This window comes from Maribacter cobaltidurans, from assembly GCF_002269385.1.
In the GTDB taxonomy this organism is placed as follows: domain Bacteria; phylum Bacteroidota; class Bacteroidia; order Flavobacteriales; family Flavobacteriaceae; genus Maribacter; species Maribacter cobaltidurans.
This window is the reverse complement of sequence record NZ_CP022957.1, coordinates 1798001-1814568: the sequence shown is the minus strand read 5'-3', so window position 1 is coordinate 1814568 and position 16568 is coordinate 1798001. Positions and strand designations below refer to the sequence as shown.

The window sequence follows — 16568 nt, the reverse complement described above, 5'->3', positions numbered from 1 at the left end:
CAATGTTTTCAGACAAACAAAAACCTAGAACTATGAGCGAAATAGGAGGACAACCTAACAGAATTGAAAAGAACACCAAGATCAAAGGAGATATTATTTCCGAAGCGGATTTTCGTATTGATGGAAAATTGGACGGCAATGTAAAAACATCCGGTAAAGTGGTCATTGGTAAGGATGGTTATATCCATGGAAAGGTTGAGTGTGTAAACGCGGATATAGAAGGAAGTTTTAACGGAGAGCTATTGGTGTCCGACCTACTTTCCTTAAAATCATCTGCCGTAATAGAAGGTACCGTTTCCGTATCCAAACTGGCCGTAGAGCCCGGGGCTACGTTCAACGCATCCTGCACCATGGGAGGTGGAAAGACAGCTAGCGCATCAAATACCAATTCAGGTGGGTTTAAACCTTCCATGAGCGGAAAGAATGAGCCAGCAAAAGCCTCGTAACGATTCTAACCTTTTACGTACGGCGGCAAGTCTCTCCGGAATTGCCATTCAAATGGGAGCAACCATTTACTTGGGGAATCTATTGGGCACGTGGTTGGACGAAAAGTTTCAAAAAACCTTTTTAGAGGACACCATTACATTACTTGCCGTATTTTTGTCCATATATCTGGTCATTAAAAAGGTAATGGCCCTTAACAAATAGGTACAATTGCTCAAAAGAATAGTATTATATATAATCGTGTTCATCTTCGTGGGCGCGATTTCCTTTTTTATCCATAATACGTTGCTTGGCAATATAGACCGTGGGTTTCACCTTTTGTTGGAAAAGGCGTATGTCTTTCATTTTTTTTTCTCATTGGTGCTTGTTGTGGCATTTCAATTTTTATCAAAGGTCAAAAAACTGGTCGCTCAACTCGGGTTTTTATATATTGCCACGCTAGTTTTTAAAATTGTGGTCTTTACCGCCATATTCTATCCGCAACTTATGGGAGATCAGCCACTTCCCCATTTTTACAGGGCCATGATCCTTATTCCCATTTTTATATTTCTGACTTTGGAAGTGATTTTTGTTTCAAAAATTATACGTGAAAAATAAGCCTAAATTTTAAGGCTTTAAAATTCTTTGTATTACAGTAAGAATGACTACTTTTGCGCAAATTTTCAGGAGCATAATTTTTTTGATAAAGAAATAATGAAGGAAGTTTCAAAAGTGGTTAAAAATCTCGTATTGTTTATTGCAATAGTAAGTTCACTCCAGGGGTTTGCTTTCTCCGAGGGTCAGGATGAAGGTGCGGTAAAAGGTTCGGAAAGGGTAAATGAATATATTCAACATCACATTAAGGACTCTCATGATTTTCATTTATTTTCCTATACCAATAGCGAAGGGGAAAGAAAACACGTAGGTTTTCCGTTACCCGTAATCTTATGGTCCAGTAATGGTTTGGTAACTTTTATGTCCTCTGAATTTCATCATGATGATAATGGTGAGGTCATCGTAGAACGAAATGGTTCCAAATTTGTGAAATTGCACAGCAAGATTTATGAATTGGAAGAAGGTGCTACATCAGTAAATCTTGATGAGAGCCACCATGCGACCAATGCGCACAGGGTATTGGATTTCTCCATTACAAAAAGTGTTTTTGGAATTTTACTGGTCGGGCTCCTAATGCTGTTGGCGTTCTCTTCTTTGGCAAGACAATATAAGAACAAAAGTATTCCTACCGGTTTTGGAAGGGTTTTGGAGCCCTTGGTGCTATATGTTAGGGATGAAATTGCCAAGCCGAATATCGGCGAGAAAAAGTACAGACAATTTACAGGATACCTTTTGACCGTGTTTTTCTTTATATGGATATTGAACCTTTTAGGGCTTACACCATTTGGTTTCAATGTTACCGGACAAGTTGCAGTAACAGCCGCCCTGGCCATTTTTACCTTAATTATATATACGGTAAGTGGCAATAAGGATTATTGGATGCATATGCTATGGATGCCTGGAGTACCTGTTCTGATTAGACCTGTTTTGGCCATAATCGAATTGGCGGGTGCATTTTTAATCAAGCCTTTCTCCCTGCTTGTGCGTTTGTTTGCAAACATCACTGCCGGACATATTGTGTTTATGAGCTTGATTGCCATCATGTTCGTTCTTAAGGAGAGTTTGGGCACGGTAGGAGCTACGGGCTTATCGGTATTATTGTCTGTATTGATATTGATTATTGAAATTTTGGTCGCCTTTTTACAGGCCTATATTTTTACTATGCTTTCGGCGTTGTTTATTGGTATGGCGGTAGCGGAGCATGATCATGAACATCATCATGATGTTGAAGGGCATGAAATGCCAGATGAAGAAGACGTAAGGGCGGATTTTATTTAACACGAGTGTATTTTTAATTTAATCTATAAATCAGTTTACTATGTACAATTTAATTGGAGCAGGTTTAGTAGTAATCGGAGCAGGTATTGGACTTGGTCAAATTGGTGGTAAGGCAATGGAAGGTATTGCCCGTCAACCAGAAGCGACCGGTAAAATCCAGACTGCGATGATTATTGTAGCGGCACTTTTAGAAGGTTTGGCATTTGGTGCATTAATCTTGGGAAAAGGATAAGAACCTGAAAATTTAGTAGGATACGTCTCTGCAACGGTTGGTTGCAGAGCGTGTTTTAAATTAAAAACGAGAGAATTTAATTTTTCGATATAATGGAAACTTTATTAAACGATTTTTCACCAGGTCTATTTATAGTTCAGACCATTCTATTAATTGCGATTATTGCCTTAATGGTAAAATTTGCCTGGAAACCCATCATCAATTCCTTAAATGAAAGGGAGACGGGTATACAAGACGCATTGGCCGCTGCAGAAAGGGCAAAGGCTGATATGCAAAACCTTCAAGCGGATAATGATAGAATGTTGCAGGAGGCCCGTGCGGAGCGTGAGGCTATGTTGAAAGAGGCTCGTGAAATCAAGGATAAAATGATTTCAGATTCCAAGGAGCAGGCCAAGATAGAAGGAGATAAAATGATCAAACAGGCACAGGCTACGATAGAGAGTGAAAAGAAGGCTGCCGTTGCGGAAATAAAGAGTCAGGTTGCGGAGCTATCGGTTTCCATAGCCGAAAAAGTAATCAAAGAGGAATTGTCCGGAAAAGATAAACAATTGAAGCTAGTTGAAAAAATGCTAGGCGATATCAAATTGAACTAAACGATGAGTAATTCCAGAGCGGCAATACGATACGCCAAGGCTATATTGGGTTTGGCCATAGACAATAAAGCGACCGATGCTGTTGAAAAGGACATGCGCAATGTAGTTGGCACCATATCCGAAAGCAAGGAGCTTAGGGATATGCTTTCCAACCCAGTAATTTCTGGATCGGCAAAGAAGGATGTACTTAAAGCCGTTTTTAAAGATGGACATGCCATTTCTGAAGGGTTAATGACAATGTTGGTGGACAATAAGCGTATTTCCATTTTAAATGAAGTGGCACTGAAATACATTATTCTTAATGAGGATTTGAAAGGAAAGGATGTGGCCTACGTAACCACCGCCGTTCCAATGACCCAAAATTTGGAAAAACAAGTGTTGAAGCAAGTGGCTTCCATTACAGGCAATGAGGTGACTATTGAGAACAAAGTCGATGAAAGCATTATTGGTGGTTTTATTTTAAGGGTAGGGGATTTGCAGTATGATGCAAGTGTATCCAATAAATTGAATAATCTAAGAAGAGAATTTACAAACAGTCTATAATTAAATTTCATAAAAGAAATTTACCCTGAGCATAGTCGAAGGGATTATCTTAAACAGGAACAAAAATGGCAGGAGTAAAAGCCGCAGAAGTATCGGCAATTTTAAAGAAACAATTATCAGGATTTGATGCAACCGCTACTTTGGACGAAGTAGGAACTGTATTACAAGTAGGTGATGGTATTGCCAGGGTCTATGGTTTGGCAAATGCCCAATACGGGGAGTTGGTAGAGTTTGATGGCGGTTTGGAAGGAATCGTATTGAACTTGGAAGAGGACAATGTAGGTGTTGTATTATTGGGACCATCCAAAGCAGTTGGTGAAGGTGCAACCGTGAAAAGGACACAAAGAATCGCTTCTATCAATGTAGGTGAAGGCATTGTGGGACGTGTTGTGGATACTTTGGGTAACCCGATAGATGGTAAAGGACCTGTGACTGGTGAAACCTATGAAATGCCCTTGGAGCGTAAGGCACCTGGTGTAATCTATAGGGAGCCTGTAACCGAGCCGATGCAATCCGGTATCAAAGCTATCGATGCCATGATTCCAGTGGGTAGAGGTCAGCGAGAGTTGGTTATTGGAGACCGTCAAACCGGAAAGACTACAGTTTGTATCGATACTATCTTGAACCAAAAAGAATTTTACGATGCGGGAGAACCAGTCTATTGTATCTATGTTGCCGTAGGTCAAAAGGCTTCAACCGTTGCCGGAATCGCACAGATATTGGAAGATAAAGGAGCAATGGCCTATACTACCATCGTGGCTGCCAATGCATCTGATCCTGCTCCTATGCAGGTATATGCTCCATTTGCCGGTGCTTCCATCGGTGAGTACTTCAGGGATACCGGTCGTCCGGCATTGATTATCTATGATGATTTGTCAAAACAGGCGGTGGCTTACCGTGAGGTTTCCTTGTTATTAAGAAGACCACCAGGACGTGAGGCCTACCCAGGAGACGTTTTCTACCTACACTCAAGATTATTGGAGCGTGCGGCAAAAGTGATAAATGATGATGATATCGCAAAGAACATGAACGATTTGCCAGAGGTCTTAAAACCAATGGTAAAAGGAGGTGGATCTTTGACAGCCTTACCTATTATTGAAACACAGGCAGGTGACGTATCCGCCTATATCCCGACCAACGTTATTTCCATTACGGACGGTCAGATATTCTTGGAACAAGATTTGTTCAACCAAGGGGTAAGACCTGCAATTAACGTAGGTATATCCGTATCCCGTGTTGGTGGTAATGCACAGATTAAATCCATGAAGAAAGTTGCCGGCACTTTAAAATTGGATCAGGCACAGTTCCGTGAATTGGAGGCCTTTGCCAAGTTTGGTTCAGATTTGGATGCGGCTACACTAAATGTTATCGAAAAGGGTCGTAGAAACGTTGAGATTCTTAAACAGGCACAGAACGATCCATATACGGTTGAAGATCAAATTGCTATCATTTATGCCGGTTCCAAGAACTTGTTGCGCAATGTTCCCGTTGAAAAAGTGAAGGAGTTTGAGTGCGATTATTTGGAGTTCTTGAATGCAAAGCACAGAGATGTCTTGGATACCTTAAAAGCGGGTAAATTGATTGATGAGGTAACGGATACGCTTGCAGAAGTATGTAAGGAGCTATCAGCGAAATATAAAGGTAAATAAGTACATAGTACTGAGTATTTAGTTTTTTCGTTTGACGACTTAACTAAATACTAATAACTAAATACTAACTACTAAAAAGCATGGCCAATTTAAAGGAAATACGTAACAGGATTACATCAGTCTCTTCAACGATGCAGATTACTAGTGCCATGAAAATGGTGTCTGCCGCAAAGTTGAAAAAGGCCCAGGATGCAATTACTGCCATGAGACCCTACGCGGATAAACTTACTGAGCTGTTGCAGAATCTTAGTGCCAGCTTGGAAGGTGATTCCGGGAGTGTATATGCAAGCAATAGAACCGTCAATAAAGTTTTGGTGGTTGCCATAACTTCAAATCGTGGTCTTTGTGGTGCGTTCAACACAAACATCCTAAAGCAGAGTACCCATCTTGTGGAAAACGTTTATGGAGGTAAGCAGGTTGATTTTGTGGCCATTGGGAAAAAGGCAAATGACTACCTTAAGAAACGGTATAACGTCGTTTCAAATCAAAGTGGAGTTTTTGATGATTTGACCTTTGACAATGTTGCTGAAATTGCAGAAGCTTTGATGGAGAAGTTTGCCCAAGGGAAATATGATCGTATTGATATCGTCTATAACAAATTCAAAAATGCCGCAACGCAATTGGTAATGACCGAACAATTTCTGCCCATTATTCCCATGGAAGGTGGTGAAGGAAGCAATGCCGATTATATGTTCGAGCCTTCCAAAGCTGAAATTGTAGAGCAGTTGATACCCAAATCGCTCAAAACGCAACTTTACAAGGCGATAAGGGATTCTTTTGCCAGTGAGCATGGAGCTCGAATGACGGCCATGCATAAGGCAACGGACAACGCCAAGGAATTAAGGGACCAATTGAAATTGACCTATAACAAAGCGAGACAGGCTGCCATTACCAACGAAATCTTGGAAATTGTTGGTGGTGCGGAGGCACTTAACAATTAGGTGTAAGCCAAATTTTTAAAGAGCCCAAGCACTGAATAATTAGGTGCAAGCCAAATTTTTCAAAAGACGAAGCTTTGAATAATTAAAAATTTATAGAGAATTTTTACAAACCCCTTCGGAAACGTTGGGGTTTTTATTTTTTGGATACTTTATTCAACTTATTATCCGACTTTTGTCGCCAGTATGAAATCTAAAAAAACGGCTTTACTCTTCATTTTTATTACCATCCTTGTAGATGTTATTGGAATAGGAATTATTCTTCCCATAATACCGGAGCTTATTATGGAGTTGACTGGAGAGGGAACGGCCACGGCCGTAATTTACGGCATGTGGTTGACCACCGCTTTCGCTGGAATGCAATTTTTGTTTTCTCCGGTCCTAGGTGAAATCTCGGATAAGTTTGGTAGACGGCCAATTTTACTGTTAGCCTTATTAGGTTTAAGTATCGACTACTTGATACACGCCTGGGCACCCACAATTACTTGGCTATTTTTGGGAAGGTTTTTGGCAGGAATTACAGGGGCAAGTTTTACAGTAGCCTCGGCGTATATTGCCGATGTGAGCACTAAGGAGAACAAGGCAAAGAACTTCGGATTGATTGGTGCCGCCTTTGGTCTTGGTTTTATCATTGGTCCCGGTGTAGGTGGTTTCTTTGGTGAAATTGATATTCGTCTGCCATTTTATATCGCTGCGGGACTCACATTTTCTAATTTTCTTTTTGGGTTGTTTTTTGTACCTGAATCCTTGACTCCTGAAAATAGGAGGGCAATCAACCCGATGAAAATGATTCCCGGGGTATCCTTGTTCGCTTTACGAAAATACAAGGGAGTGCTTTTACTTATCTTCGCCTTCTTTTTGGCTAATTTGGCAGGACAAGCCTTACCATCCACTTGGTCCTATTACGGTATTGAACGATATAATTGGAGCCCTAAGGAAATAGGGGTTTCATTAATGGTCGTAGGACTATTGGTGGCCCTTGTGCAAGGGGTACTGGTAGGGGTTTTGGTGAAAACGTTTGGAAAACGAATAGTGGTCACTGTCGGCTTTTTACTTTGGACGATAGGGATGTTTTTATTTTCCCTGGCTTCCGAACCCTGGATGTTGTATGCCTTTTTGATTCCCTATGCGCTAGGTGGAATGGCCGGTCCAACGGTTCAAGGTATTATTTCCAATCAAGTTTCCGAAAAGGAACAGGGAAATCTACAGGGTTCCATTACAGGTCTGGTAAGTATCACGGCCATTTTAGGCCAATTGGTATTTTCTCCCGTGTTTTACTTTTTTATACGTCCTGGGGGAGAAATATACTATCCCGGTGCTCCTTATACCTTGGCTGCTATTTTCTTGTTAATAGCCTTTCTGATGGCATTTTTAGCCATGAAGCGTTTGGAATTGGAGGATGAAAAGATTCCTGCTGAAGCCTAGCAAAGGTTAATTCATTTAAATGGTACTGAAACCAACTTTGTATAACGGAGGTAAATAGGTACATTTAACACTTCAATCTAAGGTGTTTGAATCCGCTTAAAAAACTTTTTAAACAAACGGCGATTTATGGCCTGGCAACCGTGCTCCCACGGATGTTGTCCTTTCTTTTGGTACCCATTTACACCTCGGTTATGCCACCGGGTACTTACGGCGAAGTTACCCTTATATTTACTTGGTTTGCCATTTTCAATATTTTCTTGGCCTATGGAATGGAAACCGCTTTTTTTAGGTTTTATAAGGATTCGGAAAATAAGAAAAAGGTGTTATCCACCTCTTTGATTTCTTTGACCGTATCGTCATTACTGTTTTTGCTCATCGGCCTAATGTTTAAAAATTCCATTGCTACCGCCTTAAACCTTGAATCTAGGTATATGCCTTATGTTTTTGGAATTTTAGTGTTGGACGCCCTGGTAATCGTTCCTTTCGCATGGCTCAGGGCCAATGAGAAGCCTACTAGGTATGCCATTGTTAAAACATTGAATATTGCTTTAAACCTAGGCCTGAATTTATTTTTTCTAATCCTTCTGCCAACACTGGTTACCGAGGAAAACACTGTTTTTTTTGGAAATCTGTATGTGCCCGACTTTGAAATATCATATATCTTAATTTCAAATTTAATCGCAAGTGGTATAACCCTTTTAATAATGCTCAGGGTCTATATGAGAAGGCCTTATGTCTTTGATTTTGAGCTGTGGAAACGAATGTTAACCTATGCCATGCCCGTGATGGTGGCCGGAATTGCATTCACCATCAATGAAGTTTTTGACAAGTATTTATTGTCTGAATTATTACCTGAGGACATTGCCAAGACCGAGATGGGAAAATATGCCGCATGTTATAAATTGGCCTTGTTCATGACCCTTTTCGCTACGGCCTTCCGGATGGGAATAGAACCTTTTTTCTTTAGCCACTCCGATACCAAAAACCCGCAAAAGGCCTATGCTCAAATTACCAACTACTTTGTGGTTTTGGGGAGCATCATTTTATTGGGCGTGGTCGTATTTGCAGATGTGTTAAAAGAGCTTTTTGTGTTAAACGCCTCCTATTGGGATGCGATGTCAGTCGTACCCATTATAATCTTGGCCAGTTTTTTTCTGGGTATTTACCATAATCTTTCGGTATGGTACAAGGTAACGGATAGGACCAAATTTGGTGCGTATATCTCCATGATAGGGGCCATACTTACCATCATTATAAATGTGGCCCTGATACAATATTTCAGTTATGTTGCTTCGGCTGTTGCTACCTTGGTGGCCTATGGCACCATGATGGTATTGTCCTTCTATTTTGGACGTATGTACTACCCCATACCCTATAATTTCAGAAAAATTATATTTTACTTAGGAATTTCTATACTGTTTTCAATTGTTTCCTTCTATATCTTTGATAGAAATTTATTTGTTGGCGTACCCCTATTGCTTATTTTTCTAGGATTGGTGTACAAATTGGAAATCGATAACCTGAAAAAAGTATTTGTCAAATAAGGAGAGGTTCAAAAAAATGAAGATTAGGATTATTAATAAATCGGCACACAAGCTGCCAAACTATGAAACCGAGGCATCGGCGGGAATGGATTTAAGGGCAAATATAGAGGAGCCTATTACCCTAAAGCCTTTGGAACGCGCTATTATAAAAACGGGGCTTTTTTTGGAACTGCCAATGGGCTATGAAGCGCAAGTACGCCCTAGAAGTGGTCTGGCGGCTAAAAAGGGAATTACGGTACTGAATTCTCCCGGCACGATAGATGCGGATTACAGGGGAGAGGTTGGGGTTATTTTGGTGAACCTATCCAATGAAAATTTTACCATTGAAAATGGGGAACGAATTGCCCAAATGGTAATTGCCAAGCATGAACGTGCAGAATGGGAACCGGTTGAAGAACTTTCTGAAACTCTCAGGGGCGAAGGTGGTTTTGGAAGTACCGGTGTAAAATAAAAGTCCTATATGAAACAGACGATCCCAATGATAATGTTTTACATAGGGGCATCCATTGTCCCAGGGATTGTTTTGTGTCAAGAAGAAGGCCCCATTACAGAGGAAGAGAGTGCAGAGGTTTCTTTTGAGGAATATTCCGATGAATTTCAGGAAAGCTTTTTTGAAGGCCTAAAACAACAGGGTATCCAAAACTATGACAAGGCCATAAATGCATTTTTAAAATGCAAGAACTTGGAACCGGAAAAGGACGTAGTATCCTTTGAGCTGGCCAAATCGTATTTGCTCAATAAACAATATGTCAATGCACAGCAATATGCAGAGGAAGCACTTGCAGAAGTTCCCACCAATTATTGGTACGCAAATACCTTGGCAGAAACCTTGGAAGCCCAAAACCTATCGGTTAGTATGGTGAAGGATAAAATTCCTTGGGATAACGGGGATTTTAAGAAAAACTTGGCGAAGATTTATTTTGAACTTGGAAATTATCAAGAAGCCAAATCAATTCTGGAGGAGGTTAAAAAGACGGCTAAAATCGCCTACCTTCAGTCAAAAATAGAAGATTCCATCTCCAAAAAGCAGAATCGTAAAAGCATTGCACAGGAAAGTGTTGTTGTCAATAAGAGTGAAGATGCGAATAATTTGAGTGATTATGAAAAAAGAATCAAAGATGCAATAAACGGTTCGGTTGACTTGAAAGCCCTTTTGGCACTATCAGAAGAAGCACTTGAAAGTTATCCCTCACAGCCTTTCCTTTATTATGCTCAAGGATACGCCCTTAGAAAGGAAAATAAAAACAGTGAGGCCATTGAATCTTTGGAGACTGCACTGGATTACATAATAGACGATTCGATATTGGAGAATAAAATATATAAGGAGCTTTCTGAAATATATGCTGCCATGGGGAATACTGATAAGGCAACCCAATATTTGAATAAGGTTAAACCTGGATTTTAATGATACAATTTAGATTATATACCTATTATAAAACCCTTATATACTGCTTCTTGGTACTTTTTGTATTATCCTGTAAAAGTACGAAAGTGATTTCCGATGGATCCGTAGACAATAGGCTTTCGGCTAAATCGGTGGTAAAGGCTCACTATCAGAATAACCTGAATTTTAAAACCTTGACAGGAAAGGTCAAAATAGATTATTCCGATGGTGAGGATGAACAAAGTTTCTCGGTAAGCCTTCGTATGGAAAGGGACAAGGGTATTTGGCTGAGTGCCCCTTTGGGCATTGTCAAGGCCTATATTACTCCAGATAGGGTTTCTTTTTACAATAAGTTGGACAATGAATACTTTGATGGTGATTTTTCATATTTAAGTCAACTTTTGGGAACCGATGTGGATTTTTCCATACTTCAAAATATGTTAGTGGGCCAGGCCTTGTTTGATTTAAGGGAGGAAAAATATGACCTATCCATAGCAGATGAGACCTATCGTTTAACCCCAAGAACCGCGGGAACACTTTTCAAGACCTTGTTTCAAATAGAACCCAAAAATTTTAAAATGGCGGTTCAACAAATAGCCCAACCCTTAAAAAAACGGTTGTTGGAAATCAAATATCAGAATTACCAGAGTATAGGAAGGGAAGCCATACCCAATGAGATTCTAATCTTGGCGATAGAGGAAAACACGGAAAACAGGATACTATTGGAATATAGAAATATGGAGTTGAACCGTGAGGTCAATTTTCCATATAAAATACCGAAAGGTTTTAAAGAGATAGTGTTGGAATAGCGTTATGTTAAAAAAACTTCATAATATTCTTTGTCTTCTCCTTTTGTTTGGAGGACCGTTGCTGTGGAGTCAGACCAATGAGCAAAAGGCCCTTGAAGAGAAACGGGAACAACTGCAAAATGAGATTAGGGAAATAAATAGGCTGCTATTGTCCGAAAAAAAGGAAAAGGGGACGGTACTGGATCAGATGGAGGCGTTGGATAAAAAAATCACGGTCCGCCAACAATTGATTAGGGTCACCAATCGGCAGGCAAATTTGTTGAATAGGCAGATCAATACCAATATCCGTAACATTAGTAAACTTAAAGGGGAGCTTCAGGAAATCAAGGAAGAGTATGCCAAAATGATCCAAAAATCCTATCAGAACAAATCGAAGCAGAACCGATTAATGTTTCTATTGTCCTCAGAGAGCTTTTATCAGGCCTTTAAAAGGCTTCAATATATGAAGCAGTACACCGACTATAGAAAGGAGCAGGGAGAGCAGATTTTGGCCAAAACGGAGGAACTTACCCGGTTGAACATGGATTTGAACGAGGAGCGAAAGGTAAAGCAGGTTCTATTGGCCCAGAACACCAAGGCCAAGAATCAACTGTTTACGGAAATCCAGGAGCAAAAGGCTTTGTTGGGAACCATAAGACAAAATGAAAGCAAGTATGCCAAGGCCATAGAGGATAAAAAACGGCAGGCCCGAAAAATAGACCAACAAATAGAGAATTTGATACGGTCTGCCATAGCGGCATCCAATAAGAAGGCAGGCAAGACATCTACCAGTACCAGTAAGTTTGTTTTAACGCCAGAAGCGACCATTGTGGCCAATAATTTTTCGGCGAATAAGGGCAAGCTGATCTGGCCCGTGGAAAAGGGTATAAAAAGTCAGGGATTTGGCATCTATAACGATGCGGTCTATCCAGGTATTAAGCATCAAAGTAACGGAGTAATCATTGCGACGGATCCAGGTTCCAAGGCCCGTGCCATTTTTGAAGGGGAGGTCATCGCCATTTTGGCGGTACCAGGTGGAAATAAAGGGGTACAAGTGAAGCACGGAAACTTTATTAGCACATATTACAACTTGGCGGAACTTTATGTAAAGAAAGGGGACAAGGTAAGGATCAAGGATGAACTTGGAACGATATATACCAATCAGTCCAATGGTCAGACACGTTTAAAATTCTATTTATACCAGAATACAGCACGGTTGAACCCGGAGGAGTGGGTGTACAGACTCTGACCATATAATTCGAATGTTCCCCTGTACCTCGGTTTCTTTTTTGGAAGGTAATGCCTAAATTTAGGAAAAGCGAAAAAATATGAAGATTACAGATATTAAAGGAAGTTTTGAATTACGAAACGGGGTGTTCATGCCGTACCTTGGCTTGGGTACCTACCAAGCGGATAACGATCAGGAAGTCATAGATTCCGTAAAGGATGCACTGGAAATTGGTTACCGTCATATAGATACTGCTTCGTTTTATAAAAACGAGGAAGGTGTTGGCCAAGGCATTAAGGACAGTCCTGTGGCCAGGGAGGATATTTTTCTGGTCACGAAAGTCTGGAACAGTGATCAGGGATACGAAAGTACCTTAAAGTCCTTTGAAGATAGTATCAATAGACTTCAAGTAGATTATCTTGATTTACTCTTGATACATTGGCCTGTTAAGGAAAAATACAAGGATACTTGGAGGGCCTTGGAGTATTTGTACGAAAACAAAAAGGTAAGGGCCATAGGAGTGAGCAATTTTTTACAGCACCATCTGGAAGATCTGATGTCCGACTGCCAAGTAAAGCCTATGGTGAACCAAATGGAGTTTCATCCCTATTTAGTACAGCAAGACCTGATGGATTTTTGCACAAAAAATACCATTCAGTATGAAGCTTGGTCCCCTTTTATGCAAGGCAAAGTGTTTGATTTGGATGTTTTTGCTAAGCTCTCCGAAAAATACGGTAAGTCAGTGGCACAAATTATTCTTCGTTGGAACCTACAGAAAGGGGTTGTCACCATTCCGAAATCGGTTCATAAAAACCGCATCGCCTCCAATGCGGACATTTTTGATTTTGAACTTACCGATGAAGATATGGCCTATCTGGATGGTCTGGATAAGGGAGAGCGAACAGGTCCAGATCCGGATAATTTCGATTTTTAATAAACATCGTCTTGAATAGGTTGACCATCCCAAAGTGCTCGTACGGTAGGTAGGTCAAAACGACAATTTAAAATGGAAAGGGGGTATGGACTAATGATGCTAGAAAGCCCATTGAACGTTTTTTATGTAACGGACTGGCTGTAATGGAATATCGACCATTTATCAACTTATAAGGATTTTTATTAAATGTTACAAATCCCATTTTGAGAATGAACAAATAGAAGAAATAATATCAATATCCTTTTCATTTTCTTTTGACACATTAACAGAATATTCCATCGCTTCTTCCATGGTAAAAACTCAATTTGAGCTTTATTGAATGGCTTTCCGGCATATTCAGGTATTCTTTTGATGGTACCCCGATTTTTTTCGCCTTGCCATCTAACGTTTAGATGACCTTTTCGTCCAAACGGACCTCCCTTTACTACCACCATTCTAGAATATGTGGTTACACATAATATTTCTCTAATAAGGTCGGGGTATAGCAATGTAGCTAATTCTTGGCAAGTAGGGTTAAGGTTTTTGATTGGTGCTTTAAAGTACCCTTTAGACTAAGGTTTTTATGTCCTATGATAATTCTCATGAATGTCCATGAAAGACAATAATACTTTTGTTTCAAAGAACAAATAATACCTTATATTATGAGAAAAATAACGTTTATTTTATTCGTCATGGTACTGGTTTCGCTCTCTAGTTATGCACAGGACAACCAGGCTTCAAATTCGTCAATGGACTTTAACAAATGGCAGGTGCGGCTTAGAGGTATCGTAGTGGCTCCAAATGAAAGTGCTACCATTGAGGCGATTGGTGGAGATGTAGATATTTCAACTTCGGTAGTTCCAGAATTGGATTTTACCTATTTCTTTACCGAACATTGGGCGGCAGAGCTCATTTTAGGAACAACAAAGCATGATGTAGAGGCCGTTTCCACCGCAGCCGGGGATATAGACTTGGGCAGCGTTTGGTTATTGCCTCCTACACTAACGGCCCAATATCACTTTACAGGTGGTGCCTTAAAGCCTTATTTAGGGGCAGGTATCAACTACACCATTTTTTATGGAGTGGATGAAGGTCCTACCGCAGATGATGTAACTTATGACAATAGCTTTGGCTTTGCTCTGCAGGCGGGCTTGGACTATGATTTGAACGATAAGTGGTTTATTAATGTGGATCTTAAAAAATTATTTTTAAATACAACAGCCACGGTGGATGCTACTACGGCTTTAGGAGCCACTGTTGATGCCGATGTGGATATTGACCCATTGATTATAGGTGTTGGTATAGGTATGCGATTTTAAGAATTTATTAATCTCCAAAATTAAACCCCGCGCAAGGTTTTTGCGCGGGGTTTTTTATGGGTTGACATTAGGATAATCAAAACAAAAAGATGTTCCCCATTAAGTTATCATCGAAGAATAAGAGTCCAAATCAGTACTATTTTGATTTTTAACTTTCCATAAACAATGCCTTAAGTTCCGTGGCATCATTGGGTTTCATTTTTCCGGCCAATACCAAGCTCAGTTGTTTTCTGCGCAATGCTCCGGCATAGCGTTGCTTTTCCAAATCTGTTTCCGGTTGTAAGGGGGGCACTTCGGTAGGCTTACCGGTCTCGTCCACTGCAACAAAAGTATAGATAGCCTCATTGGCCTTTGTCCTTTTCCCATTGTAGCGATCTTCTATCCAGACATCGATATATACTTCCATAGAGGTTGTATATGCCCTGGAAACGGCAGCTTCTACGGTAACCACGCTTCCTAAGGGAACGGCAAGATTAAAGGCCACATGGTTTACCGATGCCGTTACGGTAATTCTTCTGCTATGTCTTCCTGCAGCAATACTTGCCGCCCGGTCCATTCTGGCAAGGAGTTCACCCCCAAAAAGGTTTTGTAATGCGTTGGTCTCACTGGGCAGGACCATGTCCGTCATGGTCGTTCTCGATTCAGCAGGCGTTTTCGGTGTCATAGGCGAAAATTTTCCGCAAAGATACGAGCCTTGGATTTTTTAAAGAGAATAAGTGTCCGGTTATTTTTCGGAAAGAAGCCAGGCGTCCTTGGACTCGGTACGTTTAATTCGCCTTAATTCGGATAGGGCTTCCTTAGGGTCTACAAATCGGTCATAGGTAACCATATGAAGTCCGTAGGCATTGGTGCCGTAATAGGCCGCCTTATAACCCTTATTTTGCAAGGATTCGATTTTCCTGTCGGCATTGGCCTTCACCCGAAAGGCTCCGGCTACAATATGGTGTTTGGCTGCATTATTGATTTTAGCTTCAGACGTAGAAACCGCATCCACATTCACTGTAGGGAGTTCCAAAGGTTTTGTGTTAAAAAAAGTAGCTTCCTGAATCTGTCTGTCAATCTCCTTTTTTACATCTTCACGAACCACCTGCTGCGATTGCATCCCGTTATTAAATACCTGATACCCCGTAAACCCCACCGAAATGGCCAACAAAATAATTGCGGCATATTTGAGATAAGGTCTAAAACTTGTTTTTTCCCGTTTTTCCGGACTAATGATAAAAGGTATTTTTTCCTCAATGGCCTCTACTTCCTCTTTTAATACTTCTCTTGTTACAGGAATTGATTTAAAAGAAGTAAGTCCAAAGGAAGAGGTAAGGTAGTTCACTTCATAAAAAGGTTGAAACTGGATCCGCCCTTCGCTGTTGACCCATAATAGGCCAATATTTTTTAGACTTAGTTTCTCACCGGCATTAAGCTTGCTTTTCCAAATTTTGGTAACACCTTCAATCTTGGATAAAATATCTTCGAACGAAGTTTTTTCGGCCTCGGCTATATAGGATACCAATAGTCCATCATTGGAGGACAATTGTTCATTGAAGGAAATGGATTTGGCCGGTGCAAAAAAGGTATTGGTAATATCATTGATTCTTGCCGAAGATTTCTGCGTAAGAAAAGCCCCAAAACTGGGAACGACCACACAATTGTATCTATACAACAATTCGCTTATGTAGGATTCTATTACCATATATCGGCA

19 protein-coding genes are annotated in these 16568 nt (G+C 40.5%); 17 read left to right on the top strand and 2 right to left on the bottom strand.

Going from position 1 to position 16568, the window contains the following annotated elements:
- The first annotated feature begins 2 nt into the window (after positions 1-2).
- The 17 genes from CJ263_RS07945 (at position 3) to CJ263_RS07860 (ending at position 14872) form a co-directional block, all read left to right on the top strand.
- Positions 3-446 (top strand): bactofilin family protein, encoded by a 444-nt coding sequence (locus tag CJ263_RS07945; protein WP_094996782.1) that lies wholly within the window; start codon positions 3-5, stop codon positions 444-446.
- On the top strand, positions 424-648 hold the full coding sequence (locus CJ263_RS07940) for an AtpZ/AtpI family protein (protein ID WP_094996781.1): 225 nt from the start codon (positions 424-426) through the stop codon (positions 646-648). Before CJ263_RS07945 ends, CJ263_RS07940 begins: the two co-directional genes overlap by 23 nt.
- A gap of 6 nt (positions 649-654) precedes the next feature.
- Positions 655-1041, top strand: a complete 387-nt coding sequence (locus tag CJ263_RS07935) for a DUF6168 family protein (protein WP_158657109.1) — start codon at positions 655-657, stop codon at positions 1039-1041.
- A gap of 96 nt (positions 1042-1137) precedes the next feature.
- A complete protein-coding gene (atpB, locus tag CJ263_RS07930) occupies positions 1138-2316 on the top strand; it encodes a F0F1 ATP synthase subunit A (protein ID WP_094996779.1) in 1179 nt (392 codons plus the stop codon).
- A 40-nt stretch (positions 2317-2356) separates the two neighbouring features.
- Positions 2357-2548, top strand: coding sequence for an ATP synthase F0 subunit C (gene atpE / locus CJ263_RS07925; RefSeq protein WP_089258428.1), 192 nt, complete (start codon positions 2357-2359; stop codon positions 2546-2548).
- 92 nt (positions 2549-2640) lie between these two features.
- Positions 2641-3141, top strand: a complete 501-nt coding sequence (locus CJ263_RS07920) for a F0F1 ATP synthase subunit B (RefSeq protein WP_094996778.1) — start codon at positions 2641-2643, stop codon at positions 3139-3141.
- Positions 3142-3144: 3 nt separating this feature from the next.
- Positions 3145-3684, top strand: coding sequence for an ATP synthase F1 subunit delta (gene atpH / locus CJ263_RS07915; protein WP_094996777.1), 540 nt, complete (start codon positions 3145-3147; stop codon positions 3682-3684).
- A 65-nt stretch (positions 3685-3749) separates the two neighbouring features.
- Positions 3750-5333 carry a F0F1 ATP synthase subunit alpha gene (gene atpA / locus CJ263_RS07910; RefSeq protein ID WP_094996776.1) on the top strand — a complete coding sequence of 528 codons (1584 nt, stop codon included), beginning with the start codon at positions 3750-3752 and terminating at the stop codon, positions 5331-5333.
- An 80-nt stretch (positions 5334-5413) separates the two neighbouring features.
- Positions 5414-6274 (top strand): ATP synthase F1 subunit gamma, encoded by an 861-nt coding sequence (gene atpG / locus CJ263_RS07905; RefSeq protein ID WP_094996775.1) that lies wholly within the window; start codon positions 5414-5416, stop codon positions 6272-6274.
- 183 nt (positions 6275-6457) lie between these two features.
- Complete coding sequence (locus tag CJ263_RS07900) at positions 6458-7696, top strand: TCR/Tet family MFS transporter (RefSeq protein ID WP_094996774.1); 1239 nt, start codon at positions 6458-6460, stop codon at positions 7694-7696.
- 86 nt (positions 7697-7782) lie between these two features.
- Complete coding sequence (locus CJ263_RS07895; protein WP_094996773.1) at positions 7783-9240, top strand: lipopolysaccharide biosynthesis protein; 1458 nt, start codon at positions 7783-7785, stop codon at positions 9238-9240.
- 16 nt (positions 9241-9256) lie between these two features.
- Positions 9257-9691, top strand: a complete 435-nt coding sequence (gene dut / locus CJ263_RS07890) for a dUTP diphosphatase (protein WP_094996772.1) — start codon at positions 9257-9259, stop codon at positions 9689-9691.
- A 9-nt stretch (positions 9692-9700) separates the two neighbouring features.
- Complete coding sequence (locus CJ263_RS07885; protein ID WP_094996771.1) at positions 9701-10645, top strand: tetratricopeptide repeat protein; 945 nt, start codon at positions 9701-9703, stop codon at positions 10643-10645.
- Entirely contained in the window at positions 10645-11433 is a 789-nt protein-coding gene (locus tag CJ263_RS07880; RefSeq protein ID WP_094996770.1) for a DUF4292 domain-containing protein, read from the top strand. Before CJ263_RS07885 ends, CJ263_RS07880 begins: the two co-directional genes overlap by 1 nt.
- 4 nt (positions 11434-11437) lie before the next feature.
- On the top strand, positions 11438-12661 hold the full coding sequence (locus tag CJ263_RS07875; RefSeq protein ID WP_094996769.1) for a murein hydrolase activator EnvC family protein: 1224 nt from the start codon (positions 11438-11440) through the stop codon (positions 12659-12661).
- A 79-nt stretch (positions 12662-12740) separates the two neighbouring features.
- Entirely contained in the window at positions 12741-13574 is an 834-nt protein-coding gene (locus CJ263_RS07870) for an aldo/keto reductase (protein WP_094996768.1), read from the top strand.
- Between the two features lie 641 nt (positions 13575-14215).
- The gene (locus CJ263_RS07860) at positions 14216-14872 is read left to right on the top strand and encodes an OmpW/AlkL family protein (RefSeq protein ID WP_094996766.1); all 657 of its coding nucleotides are present in this window, start codon (positions 14216-14218) and stop codon (positions 14870-14872) included.
- A 148-nt stretch (positions 14873-15020) separates the two neighbouring features.
- Here CJ263_RS07860 and CJ263_RS07855 read toward each other — a convergent pair whose 3' ends face one another.
- Positions 15021-15536 carry an acyl-CoA thioesterase gene (locus tag CJ263_RS07855; RefSeq protein WP_094996765.1) on the bottom strand — a complete coding sequence of 172 codons (516 nt, stop codon included), beginning with the start codon at positions 15534-15536 and terminating at the stop codon, positions 15021-15023.
- 60 nt (positions 15537-15596) lie between these two features.
- Positions 15597-16559: an HU domain-containing protein gene (locus tag CJ263_RS07850; RefSeq protein ID WP_094999157.1), complete on the bottom strand. Its 963-nt coding sequence runs from the start codon at positions 16557-16559 to the stop codon at positions 15597-15599.
- Positions 16560-16568 lie beyond the last annotated feature (9 nt).

Coding starts and splice junctions, on each gene's coding strand:
- CJ263_RS07945 (WP_094996782.1), top strand. CDS start 3: ATGTTTTCAGACAAACAAAAACCTAGAACTATGAGCGAAATAGGAGGA.
- CJ263_RS07940 (WP_094996781.1), top strand. CDS start 424: ATGAGCCAGCAAAAGCCTCGTAACGATTCTAACCTTTTACGTACGGCG.
- atpB (WP_094996779.1), top strand. CDS start 1,138: ATGAAGGAAGTTTCAAAAGTGGTTAAAAATCTCGTATTGTTTATTGCA.
- atpE (WP_089258428.1), top strand. CDS start 2,357: ATGTACAATTTAATTGGAGCAGGTTTAGTAGTAATCGGAGCAGGTATT.
- CJ263_RS07920 (WP_094996778.1), top strand. CDS start 2,641: ATGGAAACTTTATTAAACGATTTTTCACCAGGTCTATTTATAGTTCAG.
- atpH (WP_094996777.1), top strand. CDS start 3,145: ATGAGTAATTCCAGAGCGGCAATACGATACGCCAAGGCTATATTGGGT.
- atpA (WP_094996776.1), top strand. CDS start 3,750: ATGGCAGGAGTAAAAGCCGCAGAAGTATCGGCAATTTTAAAGAAACAA.
- atpG (WP_094996775.1), top strand. CDS start 5,414: ATGGCCAATTTAAAGGAAATACGTAACAGGATTACATCAGTCTCTTCA.
- CJ263_RS07900 (WP_094996774.1), top strand. CDS start 6,458: ATGAAATCTAAAAAAACGGCTTTACTCTTCATTTTTATTACCATCCTT.
- dut (WP_094996772.1), top strand. CDS start 9,257: ATGAAGATTAGGATTATTAATAAATCGGCACACAAGCTGCCAAACTAT.
- CJ263_RS07885 (WP_094996771.1), top strand. CDS start 9,701: ATGAAACAGACGATCCCAATGATAATGTTTTACATAGGGGCATCCATT.
- CJ263_RS07880 (WP_094996770.1), top strand. CDS start 10,645: ATGATACAATTTAGATTATATACCTATTATAAAACCCTTATATACTGC.
- CJ263_RS07875 (WP_094996769.1), top strand. CDS start 11,438: ATGTTAAAAAAACTTCATAATATTCTTTGTCTTCTCCTTTTGTTTGGA.
- CJ263_RS07870 (WP_094996768.1), top strand. CDS start 12,741: ATGAAGATTACAGATATTAAAGGAAGTTTTGAATTACGAAACGGGGTG.
- CJ263_RS07860 (WP_094996766.1), top strand. CDS start 14,216: ATGAGAAAAATAACGTTTATTTTATTCGTCATGGTACTGGTTTCGCTC.
- CJ263_RS07855 (WP_094996765.1), bottom strand. CDS start 15,536: ATGACACCGAAAACGCCTGCTGAATCGAGAACGACCATGACGGACATG.
- CJ263_RS07850 (WP_094999157.1), bottom strand. CDS start 16,559: ATGGTAATAGAATCCTACATAAGCGAATTGTTGTATAGATACAATTGT.